General features: G+C 72.3%; 12 protein-coding genes. 6 read left to right on the top strand and 6 right to left on the bottom strand.

What is annotated here, in order from left to right:
* Positions 1-149: 149 nt before the first annotated feature.
* From KVT45_RS45865 to KVT45_RS45875, 3 genes are read right to left on the bottom strand one after another with little or no spacing between them, the layout of a single operon-like run.
* Positions 150-1,001: a 3-hydroxyacyl-CoA dehydrogenase family protein gene (locus KVT45_RS45865; protein WP_217555821.1), complete on the bottom strand. Its 852-nt coding sequence runs from the start codon at positions 999-1,001 to the stop codon at positions 150-152.
* Positions 998-1,807 (bottom strand): enoyl-CoA hydratase/isomerase family protein, encoded by an 810-nt coding sequence (locus KVT45_RS45870; protein ID WP_217555822.1) that lies wholly within the window; start codon positions 1,805-1,807, stop codon positions 998-1,000. Before KVT45_RS45870 ends, KVT45_RS45865 begins: the two co-directional genes overlap by 4 nt.
* A gap of 2 nt (positions 1,808-1,809) precedes the next feature.
* Positions 1,810-3,030 carry a thiolase family protein gene (locus tag KVT45_RS45875; protein WP_217555824.1) on the bottom strand — a complete coding sequence of 407 codons (1,221 nt, stop codon included), beginning with the start codon at positions 3,028-3,030 and terminating at the stop codon, positions 1,810-1,812.
* A gap of 205 nt (positions 3,031-3,235) precedes the next feature.
* Here KVT45_RS45875 and paaI point away from each other — a divergent pair, with 205 nt between their 5' ends.
* From paaI to KVT45_RS45890, 3 genes are read left to right on the top strand one after another with little or no spacing between them, the layout of a single operon-like run.
* Entirely contained in the window at positions 3,236-3,667 is a 432-nt protein-coding gene (paaI, locus tag KVT45_RS45880; protein WP_217555826.1) for a hydroxyphenylacetyl-CoA thioesterase PaaI, read from the top strand.
* Positions 3,664-5,010 carry a phenylacetate--CoA ligase PaaK gene (paaK, locus tag KVT45_RS45885; protein WP_217555827.1) on the top strand — a complete coding sequence of 449 codons (1,347 nt, stop codon included), beginning with the start codon at positions 3,664-3,666 and terminating at the stop codon, positions 5,008-5,010. The genes paaI and paaK overlap by 4 nt, the downstream gene beginning before the upstream one ends.
* Before the next feature lie 42 nt (positions 5,011-5,052).
* A complete protein-coding gene (locus tag KVT45_RS45890) occupies positions 5,053-5,538 on the top strand; it encodes a GNAT family N-acetyltransferase (protein WP_217555829.1) in 486 nt (161 codons plus the stop codon).
* A gap of 254 nt (positions 5,539-5,792) precedes the next feature.
* On the opposite strand, the gene KVT45_RS45895 is transcribed toward KVT45_RS45890, so the two are convergent.
* Positions 5,793-6,857 carry a glycoside hydrolase family 5 protein gene (locus KVT45_RS45895; protein WP_217555831.1) on the bottom strand — a complete coding sequence of 355 codons (1,065 nt, stop codon included), beginning with the start codon at positions 6,855-6,857 and terminating at the stop codon, positions 5,793-5,795.
* Between the two features lie 360 nt (positions 6,858-7,217).
* Here KVT45_RS45895 and KVT45_RS45900 point away from each other — a divergent pair, with 360 nt between their 5' ends.
* A complete protein-coding gene (locus tag KVT45_RS45900) occupies positions 7,218-8,210 on the top strand; it encodes a LacI family DNA-binding transcriptional regulator (RefSeq protein WP_217555882.1) in 993 nt (330 codons plus the stop codon).
* Here the strand turns inward: KVT45_RS45900 and KVT45_RS45905 are convergent.
* Positions 8,176-9,744 (bottom strand): FAD-dependent monooxygenase, encoded by a 1,569-nt coding sequence (locus tag KVT45_RS45905; RefSeq protein ID WP_217555833.1) that lies wholly within the window; start codon positions 9,742-9,744, stop codon positions 8,176-8,178. The genes KVT45_RS45900 and KVT45_RS45905 overlap by 35 nt on opposite strands.
* A 124-nt stretch (positions 9,745-9,868) precedes the next feature.
* Here KVT45_RS45905 and KVT45_RS45910 point away from each other — a divergent pair, with 124 nt between their 5' ends.
* Complete coding sequence (locus KVT45_RS45910; protein ID WP_217555835.1) at positions 9,869-10,825, top strand: GlxA family transcriptional regulator; 957 nt, start codon at positions 9,869-9,871, stop codon at positions 10,823-10,825.
* Positions 10,826-10,945: 120 nt separating this feature from the next.
* Positions 10,946-11,941 carry a type I glyceraldehyde-3-phosphate dehydrogenase gene (gap, locus tag KVT45_RS45915; protein ID WP_217555836.1) on the top strand — a complete coding sequence of 332 codons (996 nt, stop codon included), beginning with the start codon at positions 10,946-10,948 and terminating at the stop codon, positions 11,939-11,941.
* Positions 11,942-12,035: 94 nt separating this feature from the next.
* Here the strand turns inward: gap and KVT45_RS45920 are convergent, their stop codons facing one another.
* Positions 12,036-13,640 (bottom strand): MFS transporter, encoded by a 1,605-nt coding sequence (locus KVT45_RS45920; RefSeq protein ID WP_217555838.1) that lies wholly within the window; start codon positions 13,638-13,640, stop codon positions 12,036-12,038.
* Positions 13,641-13,954 lie beyond the last annotated feature (314 nt).

The raw sequence follows: 13,954 nt of genomic DNA on the forward strand, positions 1-13,954 counted from the left end.
CCCAACCGACCATTCGTTCGGTTCATCATAAGGTGCGCCCTCCCCGGTCTGGCAAGGGTCTGCGCCGATCAGTGCGGTGAGCAGCACGGCTGCCGTGTACCGAAGGGGAACACCGCAGAGGGGCACCGCACCGCACCGGCCCACCGCGGTCACCATGTGTAGAAACCCTGCCCCGTCTTGTGTCCGAGTTCGCCGCGGGCCACCTTGTCGCGCAGCAGCTGCGGCGGTGCGAAGCGGTCGCCGAGGGTCGTGTGCAGGTACTCGGCGATGGCGAGCCGTACGTCGAGTCCGACCAGGTCGGTCAGGCGCAGCGGGCCCATGGGGTGCTTGTAGCCGAGCCGCATGGCGTCGTCGATGGCCTCGGGCCCGGCGACCCCCTCCTCGACCATGCGGATCGCCTCCAGCCCCAGGGCCAGGCCGAGGCGGCTGCTGGCGAAGCCGGGCGAGTCCTTGACGACCACGTCCTGCTTGCCCAGCGCCCTGGTCCATTCCAGGGCGGCCGCGACGGTGCGCGGGGCGGTGCCGGGGGCGACGACGATCTCGACGAGCGCGGAGGCGGGCACCGGGTTGAAGAAGTGCATCCCGAGGAAGCGGTCCGGGCGCCGGAGGACGGCGGCCAGGTCGGTCACCGACAGGGAACTGGTGTTGGTGGCCAGCACGGTGGTGTCGCCCACGGCCTCCTCGGCGGCCTTCAGGAGCCGGGCCTTGAGCGCAGCGTCCTCGGGTACGGCCTCCACGACCAGCTCGGCCTCCGGCGGCAGGGCCGCCACCGTGGGTACGACGGTCACCCGGCCGGCCACCTGCTCCGCGGCCTCTGCCAGATGTCCCCGCTCCGCAGCCCGCCGCAGGCTGCCGCCGATCCGCTCCAGCGCCGCGGCGGCGGCCTCCGCCCCGCTCTCCACCACGGTGACGGCCGAGCCGGCGGTGGCGAAGGACTGGGCGATCCCCGCGCCCATGCGGCCGCCGCCGATGACCGCGACGGTCCTGGGTGCCGACGTCATGCGCGGCTCCTCTCCTGCTCCGGGTTCTCCGACGTGTTCTTGTTCTTCGACGCGCTCTCGAACGTGTTCTTCGACGCGTTCTTCTCCAGGAAACGCGTCATGCGGTCCCTCTTGTCCTGGCCCTCGAAGAGCACGGCCTGTGCCAGGTCGTCGGCGACGGGGTGGGCGCCGGGCGAGTCGACGACGAGCTTCGTCAGCCGCAGGGCCGTGGCCGAGGACCGAGCCATCCGGTCGAGCAGCGCGTGGGCCGCCGCCGGCAGCTCCTCGGCGGGAACGACGTCGATGACCAGGCCCGCGGCGAGCGCGGCCGGCGCGTCGAGATTGCGGCCGGCGAGCAGGATCTGCTTGGCGACCGACTCCCCGACCAGTTCCGGCAGCCGCCAGCAGGCGCCGGCCGCCGCGAGGATGCCGAGACCGGGCTCGGGATTGCCGAAGACCGCACCGGGGCCGGCGATCCGCAGGTCACAGGCGTAGGCCAGCTCGGCCCCGCCGCCCAGGGCCCAGCCCTCGACGGCGGCCAGGGTGGGCATGGGCAGCCGCCGGACGCGTTCGAACAACCGGCTGTTGATGCCCTGCAGCGCCTGCTCCCGGCCGCGCTCCAGCAGTTCGGCGATGTCGGCGCCGCCCGCGAAGACCCCGCCGTGGCCGGTCAGGAGCAGCAGCTTGGGATCCCGCTCCAGCCGCTCGCAGACCTGGTGCAGTTCGCTGATCATCCGGCCGCTGATGGCGTTGCGGGCCTCGGGCCGGTGCAGGGTGACGACGACCCGGTCGGCGCGCTCCTCGACCAGCAGGGTGTCGTACGACATGCTCACACCCGCTCCACGAGCAGCGCGACGCCTTGGCCCACGCCGACGCAGAGCGTGGCCAGGCCGCGGCGGCCGTTCTCTCTTTCGAGGCGGCCGAGCAGGGTGAGCAGGATGCGGGCGCCGGAGCAGCCGAGCGGATGACCGAGGGCGATGGCCCCGCCATCGGCGTTGACCCTGTCCTCGTCGAGCTTGAGGCGGCGGATCACCGCCAGCGCCTGGACGGCGAAGGCCTCGTTGAGCTCCACGGCGTCCAGGTCGCCGGTCTGCCAGCCGGCGCGGGCCAGGGCCTTCTCGGTGGCGGGGACCGGGCCCAGACCCATGAGGTCGGGCTGCACACCGGCGGAGGCCGAGGCGACGATCCGGGCCCGCGGGGTGAGGCCGTACCGCTCGACCGCCTCGGCACTCGCGACCACCAGGGCCGCCGCGCCGTCGGACAGCGGCGAGGAGGAGCCCGCCGTGACGACACCGTCCGCGCGGAAGACGGTGCGCAGGGAGCCCAGCTTCTCCAGGGTGGTCGAGGGGCGGGGACCCTCGTCCCGGGTGACCTCGCCGTCGCGCACCGGTACGGACACGATCTCGCGGTCGAAGCGGCCCGCCTCCTGGGCGGCCACGGCCCGCTGGTGGCTGCGGAGGGCGAAGGCGTCGGAGTCGGCGCGGGTGATGCCGTCGAGGGCGGCGACCTCTTCCGCGGTCTCGCCCATGGAGAGCGTGACCTTGACCGCCCCGGGTCCGGCGTCCCCGGGCACGGCGCGGTCGGCGGCGGTGAAGCGCGGGTTGGTGAACCGCCAGCCCAGGGCGGTGTCGTACACCTGCCCCGGCTTGGCCCACGGGGTGCCGGGCTTCTCCATGACCCAGGGCGCCCGGGTCATGGACTCCACTCCCCCGGCGATCACGAGGTCCGCCTCGCCGGCCCGGATCGTCTGGGCCGCGGAGGCCACGGCGGTCAGGCCCGACGCGCACAGCCGGTTGACGGTGTAGCCGGGCACGGTGTGCGGCAGTCCGGCGAGCAACACCGCCATCCGGGCCACGTCCCGGTTGTCCTCGCCGGCCTGGTTGGCCGCGCCGAGGATCACCTCGTCCACGGCCTCGCCCGGGATCCCGGCGCGCCGGACGGCCTCGCCGACGACGAGGGCGGCGAGGTCGTCGGGCCGTACGGCTGCCAGGGCGCCGCCGTGGCGGCCCTGCGGGGTGCGGGCCCCGTCGATCAGGTAGACGTCGGGCATCGGGCGGTCTCCTCGGCTTCGGGGTGGACGGGTCGCCGCGGCTTCGGGACGGCACAGCCGCCGGTGGCGAAGACGGCGTCGGGCAGGGTGGCGCGGGCGCTTCCGCGGCCTGCGGTCCACCTCTTGACATGCAGGTGTGTTGCTGGATTACCTTGGCCGAACCGCACGCTAACCGAATGTTCGGTCGGTTCACAAGGTGGTGGAAATGACGACCCAGGTACCCGGGACGACACCTGGCCCCGTCGAGACGATGTTCGCCGCGGACGAGGCGTCCCGGCGGCTGGGAATCGAGTTGCTGGAGCACGGCGAGGGGACGGCCGTGCTGCGGATGACCGTGACCGCCTCGCAGGTCAACGGACACCGGATCGCCCACGGCGGGCATGTGTTCCTGCTCGCCGACACGGCGTTCGCCTGTGCCTGCAACAGCCACGGTCCGGTGACCGTCGCCGCCGGCGCCGACATCGACTTCGTCGCGCCCGCGTACGAGGGCGACGTGCTGGTCGCCACCGCGCGGGAGCGCGTCCGGTTCGGCCGCAGCGGTGTCTACGACGTGAGTGTCGTGCGCGGCGACGAGGTGATCGCGGAGTTCCGCGGCCGCAGTCGCACCCTCCGCACGCAGAATGAGGAGCCGCAATGAGCAGCGAAGTGACCGTGTCCGGGCCCAGGGGCAGCCGCCGGGGAGAGCCGCTTCCCGAGGCACTGCTGGACGACGCCGAGCGGATGTCCCGCGAGGAGCTCCGGGCGCTCCAGCTCACCAGGCTGCGCACGACGCTGCGGCACGCGTACGACAACGTGGAGCTGTACCGCAAGAAGTTCGACGCGGCCGGGGTGCGCCCGGACGACTGCCACACCCTCGCCGACCTCGCCCGCTTCCCCTTCACGACCAAGGCGGACCTGCGGGACACCTACCCCTTCGGCATGTTCGCGGTGCCGATGTCCGAGGTGCGGCGTGTGCATGCCTCCAGCGGTACCACCGGCCGCCCCACCGTGGTCGGCTACACCGACAACGACCTGTCCATGTGGGCGGACGTCGTCGCCCGTTCCATCCGGGCCGCGGGCGGCCGCCCGGGCCACAAGGTCCATGTCTCCTACGGCTACGGCCTGTTCACCGGCGGTCTGGGCGCCCACTACGGCGCCGAACGCGCCGGCTGCACCGTGATCCCCGCCTCCGGCGGCATGACCGCCCGCCAGGTCCAGATCATCCAGGACTTCAAGCCCGAGATCATCATGGTCACGCCCTCCTACATGCTCACCCTCCTCGACGAGTTCGAGAAGCAGGGCATCGATCCCCGCTCCACCTCCCTGAAGGTCGGCATCTTCGGCGCGGAGCCGTGGACGGAGGAGATGCGCCGCGAGATCGAGGAGCGCCTGGACATCCACGCGGTCGACATCTACGGGCTGTCCGAGGTCATCGGCCCCGGGGTCGCGCAGGAGTGCGTGGAGACCAAGGACGGGCTGCACGTCTGGGAGGACCACTTCTACCCGGAGGTCGTGGACCCGCTGGGCGACGAGGTGCAGGCCGAGGGCGAGAGCGGCGAGCTGGTCTTCACCTCGCTCACGAAAGAGGCGCTGCCGATCATCCGCTACCGCACCCGGGACCTGACCCGGCTGCTGCCCGGTACGGCGCGTCCCGGGTTCCGCCGCATCGAGAAGATCACCGGCCGGTGCGACGACATGATCATCCTTCGGGGGGTCAACGTCTTCCCCAGCCAGGTGGAGGAGATCGTGCTGCGAACGCCGGGAGTGGCCCCGCACTTCCAGATCCAGATCAGCCGGCGCGGACGGATGGACCACATGACGGTCCGGGTGGAGGCACGGCCGGACGCCGGCCCCGCCGACCGTGAGGCCGCCACCAGGACCATCGCCCAGGGCATCAAGGACGGCGTCGGGGTCACCGTGGAGGTCGCCGTCGTCGAACCGGAGACCCTGGAGCGCTCGGTCGGCAAGCTCCGCCGGGTGAAGGACCTGCGCAAGCCCTAATGCGCTGGCGGGCGGACGGCCGGGGTGCCTACCGTCCTCCCCATGAGCGAACTCCAGTTGCTCCGCCCGGAACACCTTCCGGCACTGCTCGCCTTCGAGCAGGAGAACCGCGCCTATTTCGCGGCGACCATCCCTGATCGCGGCGACGACTACTTCGCCCGGTTCGACGAGCGGCTCCGGGCGCTGCTGGCTGAGCAGGAGGCCGGGATCTGCTACTTCCATGTGCTGGTCGACGCCGCGGGCGAGGTGCTGGGGCGGGTCAATCTGGTGGACGTCGAGGACGGCGGCGCCGACCTGGGCTACCGGATCGCGGAGCGGGCCGCCGGGCAGGGCCTCGCCACCGCGGCCGTGCGCGAGGTGAGCCGGCGTGCCGTCGACCCTTACGGCCTGACCACCCTGCGGGCCGCCACCACCCTCGACAACACGGCGTCCCGAGCCGTCCTGGCCCGGACCGGATTCACGGTGACCGGTGAGACACGGCTGTCCGGCCGGCCGGGGCTGACGTATGTGCGCCGTCTCCAGCCGTAGGCCTCCACGGGAGCCCTGAGTGCTTCGCTGGCCTTGCCGCGATGCGCCGACCTTCGTCCGCGCCGCCGTCGTGGCTGGTCGCGCGCACGCGGCGGTAGCCGCACATGCAATACAGCCCCGCGCCCCTTCGGGGCGCTGCCGAGCGGCCGCCGAGTTCACCCAACCTGCTCAGGCATGTCCCAGCAGAGTACGACAGGCCGCCTGCTTCACGGCGGCCGCGGCGCTCGTGGACACCGCGGCCGCCGTGGAGTCGGTCAGCCGGTCACCGGCCTGCCGCGGCCCCAGGCCCAGGCGAGGCGGTCGGCGCCGGACTGGTTGGTGGTGGCCAGCCAGGGCCGTGACGCGTCGCCGATCAGTTTCTGGATGGAGTACGTGTCGTCGGTGCGCAGGCCCGGCCAGTACACCGAGCCCATGCCGAGCTTGCGGAAGGTGTCCGTGTCGGCCTGGATGAAGTTGACGGAGTTGTCGTCGGGAGCGGGCTTGTCGTAGTCGAGGCCCGTGGTCATCGGGGCGCCGAACTCGTCGGCGACCGTGCGGTTCGCGCAGTCGCCGAGCCGCTCCTTCAGGTCGGCCACCCACTGGTCGTAGGTGGCGTAGCTCTTCCAGAAGCCGTAGTGGTGGAGGGAGAGGTAGGTGCCCTTCAGGCGCGGGTCGGCGCAGACGGTGGTGACGTGGTCGTTGTAGCCGGCGCCGCTGACGAAGACGCGGTCGTGCGGCACGGACGGGTAGGTCGCCAGCCACTTCGCCGCCAGGTCGGCCCACTCGGCGTCGGTGTAGCCGTGCGGCTCGTTCATCGGCTCGAAGTAGACGTGCGGGTCGTGCCGGTAGGCCTTCACCACGGTGTCCCACATGGGCCAGTAGGTGGCCTCGTCGTCGATGAAGCCGTCCTTGTTGGCGCCGGTGCCCTCCCAGTAGGAGACGATCACCTTGAAGCCCTGTGCCGAGGCCGCGTCGATGACCCCGCGGTACGACTTCCAGTACGCGCCGTTGACCGTGTACGGGTTGATGGGCAGCCGTACGGTGTTGGCGCCGAGGTTGGCGCGGAAGGCCGCGATCACCCGTGTCGCCTTGGCGTAGGTCTGGGCGTAGCTGTCGGAGAGCGACAGGCCGGACAGGACCACGGGGTCGTCGGCGTAGTTGTCGCGCGGGTCGGCCCAGTTGACGCCCTTGAACTGGCTGGTGCCGTGGCCTGGTGCGGCGGCGGAGGCCGCGGCGGGGCTGCCGGTGAGGGTCGTGGCGCCGACCGCGGCGATCGCGACCGCCGCGAGGGCGGCACGGGTGCGGGGGGCGATACGGGTTCTGGCGGGGGTCTTGCGCATCAACGTGCCCTTTCGGAAGACGGCGGCTCGACGCACGGGCTCGCGGGCCCGACCGCGTGTTTACGTAAACATCGACGCGGCATGTTCACGTGAACATCTCCTCTGCGACCGCGCCGACGGGATCTCCGTCCGGGCTGGTCACGCGGCGATGTTTACGTAAACTCGAAAGCGTCGGAATCGTGGCATCCGCTCCTGCGGCCGTCAAGGTTTCCCGCTCCGTAACATCCGGTGTGCGAAGGAGACTTGAGGGGTGAGGCGATGGACCTGAACGGGCCGGAGCAGCAGGTCACGCCGGCCGCGGGCGGTGCGCGACGGGGCGGGTCGGGGGTGCCCGGCGGGCGCCGCAAGCAGGGTGTCTCCATGGCGGACGTCGCCAAGCTCGCCGGTGTCTCCTCGCAGACGGTGTCTCGGGTCTCCAACGGGCATCCCGGGGTGATCAGCTCCACCCGGGAGCAGGTGCTGGCCGCGATGCGGGAGCTCGGCTACCGGCCCAACAGCGCGGCCCGCGCCCTGCGTTACGGCAGGTTCAACACCATCGGCGTGATCCTGTTCAGCCTGTCCTCCACGGGCAACAGCCGCACTGTGGAGGCGATCGCCACGCATGCCGCGGCCGAGGGCTACGCGATCACGCTCATCCCCATCGACGTGGCCACGCAGGACAACGTGCTGGGCGCCTTCACGCGGATGGGCGAGCTGGCGGTGGACGCCGTCATCGTCATCATGGAGATCCACCTGCTCGACACGGCCACCGTGCAACTGCCGCCCGGTGTCCAAGTGGTGGTCGTGGACTCGGACGCCGGGGACCGCTACAGCGTGGTCGACACCGACCAGGCCGACGGCGCGCGCAGGGCCGTACGGCACCTGCTGGAGCTGGGCCACCGGACGGTGTGGCATGTGGCGGGTCCCGAGTCCTCGTACGCGGCACAGCGCCGTACCCAGGCCTGGCGGGCGGTGCTGGAGGCGGCGGGGTGTCCGGTTCCGGCGCCCCGGCGCGGCGACTGGTCGGCCGAGTCCGGTTATGCGGCCGGGCTGGCGCTCGCCGAAGAGCCGGACTGTACCGCCGTGTTCGCGTCCAACGACCAGATGGCCCTTGGCCTGCTGCGCGCCTTCCACGAACGGGGCCGGTCCGTTCCGGCGGAGATCAGCGTGGTGGGCTTCGACGACACCCCGGACGCGGCCTTCTTCATCCCGCCCCTCACCACCGTGCACCAGGACTTCGCCGAGGTCGGCCGCCGCTGTGTGGAGGGCGTCCTGCGCCAGATCCGCACCCGCGACGACTCCCGCCCCGGCACCGACCTCGTCCCGGCCCGCCTGGTGATCAGGGACAGCACCGCCCCGCCGCGCACGACGTGACGGCGGCCAGGGCGTCGTGGAGGGCCGAGCCGGCCGCCGGGGGGTCGGCCCAGCGGGCGGCGATGTGGCCGTCGGGGCGGACGAGGACCGCGCCGCCGTGCGGACTCAGGCCGTAGGCCTCGGCGTGTTCCCGGGGCAGCGGTTCGACACGCAGCGGCCATCGCCCGGTGGCATGCTGCCGCCAGCGGCCGGGGTCCGGGGTGAGCACGGTGAACCACTCGCCGAACGCGTCGAGTGTGGAACGGTCGGGGCTGAGCCAGTGGTGGGGCATGCGGTGGCCCGGCTCCGCGGTGGGCACGTACTCGGTACCGGACTCGGCCGGGCCGCCGTCATGGCCGAGGACGGCGGCGGAGTCGTACACCGTGCCGAGCACCAGGCCCAGCTGTGCGAAGTACCTTTCCGACCAGGGTAGTTCGACCTTCGCCGACGAGCCGCTGCGGAGCTGTTCCTTGCGCAGGTTCTGCACCTGGAGCAGGAGGTGGGTGTTGGCGACCGCCTGGCGGAGGGTCTCGCGGGCCACCGGCCGCCGCTCTGTCTCGTAAGTCTCCAACAGGGCGGGGGCGGCCCAGCCCTGCAGCACGCCGGCCAGTTTCCAGGACAGGTTGTGCGCGTCCGCGACGCCGGCGTTCATACCGAGGCCGCCGATCGGCGGGACGGCGTGCGCGGCGTCGCCGGCCAGCAGCACCCGGCCCCGCCCGAAGCGCTCAGCGACGTACGCGGTCATCGACCAGTGCTGGACCCGCACCACGTCGGCCCGTACCGCGGCACCGGGGCCGAGCGCGTGCGAGACGCGGCCGGACCAGTCTGCCCGCCCGGTGCCCTCGGGAGTGGCGCCGAACCAGGCCCAGCCGCCCTCCGGGTAGAGCGGGGTGAAGGTGCCGAACGCGGTGAAGTAGACCCCGGCGGGCTGGTGCGCGCACCAGCGGGCCAGGTCGGCGTCGAACACGACGGTGGTGTAGTCGCCGAGCGCTCCGGGGCCGGCGGTGGCGATGCCCAGCCGCTCGCGGACGGTGGAGTTCGCGCCGTCGGCGGCGACCACGTACCGGGCCCGGACGCGGGTCTCCGCGCCGTCCTCGGCGTCGACGAGCACGGCGCGGACGCCCTCCGCGTCCTCCTCCAGATCCAGGAGCCCGGTCCCGAACCGCACCTCTCCCCCGGCGGCGGCGAGCAGGGTGGGCTCCAGCCGGTCCTGCGAGGTGACCACGCCGACGACCGGGCTCTCGGCGACCGGGGCCCGCACCCCGACCATCGCGGCGCTGGCGAAGTCCGGGTCGTACAGGGTGTCCCGGAAGCGCACCCGTCCGTACTCGGGTGCGAACGCGTCCGCCGTCACCCCGGCGGCGATCCCGAGCTGCCGGAAGATCTCCATGGACCGCACGTTGACCAGGCGGGACCGGGGAAACGGGGACAGCTCCCGGTGCTTCTCGACCAGCAGGGCCGGCACACCCCAGCGCGCCAGCAGCGCCCGCGCGGTGAGCCCGACCGGCCCCCCGCCGACGATCAGCACCGGCACCTCTGCGTCCGCTCCAGACATGGCTCCATCATCCGGCGCCGGCGGCCGGCCGCAGTCGTCACCCGCGGGCCGCCACCCGAACTAGTACCGAGGCCGGTGGACGGAGTGCGCCGGGCGTGCGGCGGGTCCTCGTACCCTGTTCGATGTGCCTCCTGTCCGCCTGCATCGCGTCGCCGTCCTTGTGCTGGAGGGGGCGAAGCCCCTCGACGTCGGTATCCCGGCGCAGGTGTTCACGACCCGGGCGAGCATGCCGTACGAGGTGCGGGTGTGCGGTGCGGCGCCCGGTCTGGTCACCGGGGGTGACGGGCTGTCGTACCACGTGGCGCATGGCCTCGAAGCGCTGGAGTGGGCGGAGATCGTGTTCGTGCCCGGGTACCGGTTCCCGGACCGGGAGGATCCGCCGCCGGCGGTCGTGGACGCGCTGCTCGCCGCGCACGAGCGAGGGGCCCGGCTGGCCGCCATCTCGACCGGGGCCTTCGCGCTCGCCGCGACCGGGCTGCTCGACGGCAGGCGCGTCACCACGCACTGGCACTACACGCGGGCCCTCGCCGAGAGGCATCCACTGGTCAAGGTCGACGAGAACGTGCTGTTCGTCGACGAGGGCAGCGTGCTGACGTCGGCCGGCGCGGCCTCGGGGATCGACCTGTGCCTGCACATCCTGCGCGGCGACCTCGGCGTGGCCGCCTCCAACCACGCGGCCCGCCGGCTGGTGGCCGCCCCCTACCGCAGCGGCGGTCAGGCGCAGTACGTGCCGCGCAGTGTGCCCGAGCCGCTCGGTGAGCGGTTCGCCGCGACCCGCGAGTGGGCGCTGCACCGGCTCGGCGAGGCGCTCACCCTGGACGCGCTCGCCCGGCATGCGGGGGTGTCGGCGCGTACCTTCTCGCGGCGGTTCGTGGAGGACACCGGGTACACGCCCATGCAGTGGGTGATGCGCGCCCGGATCGACACGGCCCGGGAACTCCTGGAACGGTCGGAGCGGAGCGTGGAGCAGATCGCCGACGACGTCGGTCTCGGCACCGGGGCGAACCTGCGGCTGCACTTCCAGCGGATTCTCGGCACGACGCCGAGCGACTACCGGCGCACCTTCACCAAGGGCGAGTAGCCGAAGGCTCTGCGGGGTTGTGGCGGCTGTGGCGGGATCCTTTCGAACCATGGCGATCTCGCCGCTGTCACGGACAGGCGGGGGCCGCGAACCTGGAGGCGTAGCGAAGGGACACCACTTATGACTCGTATCGCCGTCAACGGATTCGGCCGCATCGGACGCAATGTGCTGCGGGCCCTGCTGGAGCGGGACAGCAGCCTGGAGATCGTCGCCGTCAACGACCTCACGGAACCGGCCGCCCTCGCGCGGCTGCTCGCCTTCGACTCCACGGCCGGCCGCCTCGGGCGCCCGGTGAGCGTCGACGGGGACGTCCTCGTCGTCGACGGCCGGCGCATCAAGGTGCTCGCCGAGCGCGAGCCGGCGCAGCTGCCGTGGGCCGAGCTCGGCGTGGACATCGTGCTGGAGTCGACCGGCCGCTTCACCTCGGCGAAGGCCGCCCGTGCCCACCTCGACGCGGGCGCACGCAAGGTGCTGGTCAGCGCGCCGTCGGACGGTGCCGACGTGACGCTGGCGTACGGCGTGAACACCGACGCGTACGACGCGGAGCTGCACACGATCGTCTCCAACGCCTCGTGCACGACCAACGCGCTCGCGCCGCTCGCCGCCGTCCTCGACGAACTCGCCGGTATCGAGCACGGGTTCATGACCACGGTGCACGCCTACACGCAGGAGCAGAACCTCCAGGACGGCCCGCACCGCGACCCGCGGCGCGCCCGTGCCGCCGGGGTCAACATCGTGCCGACCACGACGGGTGCCGCCAAGGCGATCGGTCTGGTGCTGCCGAACCTCGAAGGCAAGCTGTCGGGCGACTCGATCCGGGTACCGGTGCCGGTGGGCTCGATCGTGGAGCTCAACACGACCGTGTCCCGTGACGTGACGCGCGACGACGTGCTGGCCGCGTACCGCGCGGCGGCGGAGGGGCCGCTCGCGGGCGTCCTCGAGTACTCCGACGACCCGCTGGTGTCGTCGGACATCACCGGCAACCCGGCCTCGTCGATCTTCGACTCGGCCCTCACCCGCGTCGACGGCCGCCACGTCAAGGTGGTCGCCTGGTACGACAACGAGTGGGGTTTCTCGAACCGCGTGATCGACACGCTGGAACTCCTCGCGCGTTAAGGGGTGCTGACCGGCACAGAGCGGTCGGCCGCCGTCCGGCGGCCGACCGCTCTGTGCTGTCGTCAGTACTTCAGTACTTCAGTACTTCAGTACGTCAGCTCGCGGCCCCGGCGGGGTGCGTCGCCGCCTCCGGCGCCGTCTGCGGGGCCCGCGCCGGGCGGATCCCGATGAACGCCACGGCGATCACCGCGGCCACCAGCATCCCGATGCCGCCGACGAGGGCGCAGGTGTGCAGGGCGTCGGTGAAGCTCGCGCCGTAGGCGGCCTGCGCCTGTCCGGTGCTCGCCGGGGTCTTCAGGTGCAGGAAGGCGCCCGCCTGGATGCCGACGTTCGACACCAGTCCGCTCACCTGGCCCTGGTCGGCGGGGCTCAGCCCGGACGCGGCGAGGTGTCCGGGCAGGGTGGCCAGGGTGCGGTGGGTGAGGATGACGCCGAAGACCGCGGGGCCGAGGGCGCTGCCGATCTGGCGGAGCGCGCTGTTGGCCGCGGCGGCGGTGCCCCCGAACCGGTGCGGCAGGGCGTCCATGGCGATGGTGGTGATCGGTGCCATGGCGAGCGCGATGCCGATGCCGAGGACGCCGATGACCAGGGCGGCCTCGCCCGTGCCGGTGTCGGCCTGGAAGGCGTTCATGAGGAGCGCCCCGATCCCGCCGATCACCAGACCGGTGACCAGCAGCAGGCCGGGCGTGGCCCGGTTCATCAGCCGTCCGACCAGCGGGCCGAGCACCACGGTGAAGCCGTTGATGGCGATGAGGCGGATGCCGATGTCCAGCGTCGAGGCGTGGTGGACGAGCCCGAAGTACTCGCTGAGCGCGAAGACCAGGCCGACCTGGGCGAACAGGGTGACGGCCATGACGAGCGCCGCGCCGGAGAACGCCGACGACTTGAAGAGGCGCATGTCCAGCATCGGGCAGGCGGAGCGGAGTTCCACGAGGACGAAGCCGACGGCGCCGAGTGCGGCGGCCACGAAGGCGATCACGACCTGCGCGGACGACCAGCCGGCGCTGCCGCCCTCGATGACGCCGTAGACCAGTCCGGTGATGGCGACGACGGCCAGCAGCTGGCCGGGGATGTCCAGGTGGCGTTCGCGGTCCGAGCGGGAGTCGGTCAGGACGACGGCGCCGATCACGGCCGTGACCACGGCGAGGACGAGCGAGGGCAGGAAGATCCAGCGCCAGCTCGCGTGCGCCACGATCACGCCGTTGACCACCGGGCCGAGGGTCAGTCCGAGGCCGAGGGCGGCCGTCCACAGGGCTATCGCGCGGGCGCGTTTGCGGGGGTCCGGGATGACATGGCCGATCAGGGCGAGTGTGGACGGAAGCAGCGCGGCGGTGCCGACGCCGGTGAGGGCCTGGCCCACACAGACCTGTACGACGCTGCCGGCGGTCAGGCAGACCAGGCAGCCGAGGCAGAACAGCGCGAGCCCGGCGAGATACGTCTTCTTGCGGCCGTACAGGTCACCCACCATGCCGCAGGTCAGCAGCAGGGCCGCGGTCGGCAGGATGAAGGCGTCGGTGATCCACTGCAGGCCCTCGGTGGAGGCGTCGAGTGCCTGTTGCATGACGGGGAGCGCGACGGAGACACCGACGACCGGCAGGTAGGAGACGAAGACCCCGAGGCAGGCCAGCACGATGGTGGCCGTGATGTGCCGGTTGCCGGTGTCGGGCGGCGCGGACGGGGACGAGGCAGGAGAAGGCATGGCCACAGGGCACCTCGGAGCAGTGGAGTGACAGGGCGACGTACGGGGGCGGCGCTGGGGTGACCTGTCGACTCCCGATCGAAGGTTCACCGCGGCTCTGCCGCCGGGCCGACAGCGGGAGCCGCGTCATGTCGGTCCCGGCTGCCGTCCGCGCGGCGCCTGCGCGGCGGGTTCGGCCGGAATCTCCATTGACGGTGAGCCACTTCTGTCGGGGCAAGCGCTACGGACCGTATACCGACGTGCCGCCTGCGGAGATGCCCTTGGGCCTGCAACCTAAGGTGAACGGCGCTGACGCCTGCCCCTTTGCTCGCGGA

It is taken from the genome of Streptomyces sp. GbtcB6 (genome assembly GCF_019091475.1).
GTDB classification, from domain to species: domain Bacteria; phylum Actinomycetota; class Actinomycetes; order Streptomycetales; family Streptomycetaceae; genus Streptomyces; species Streptomyces hyaluromycini.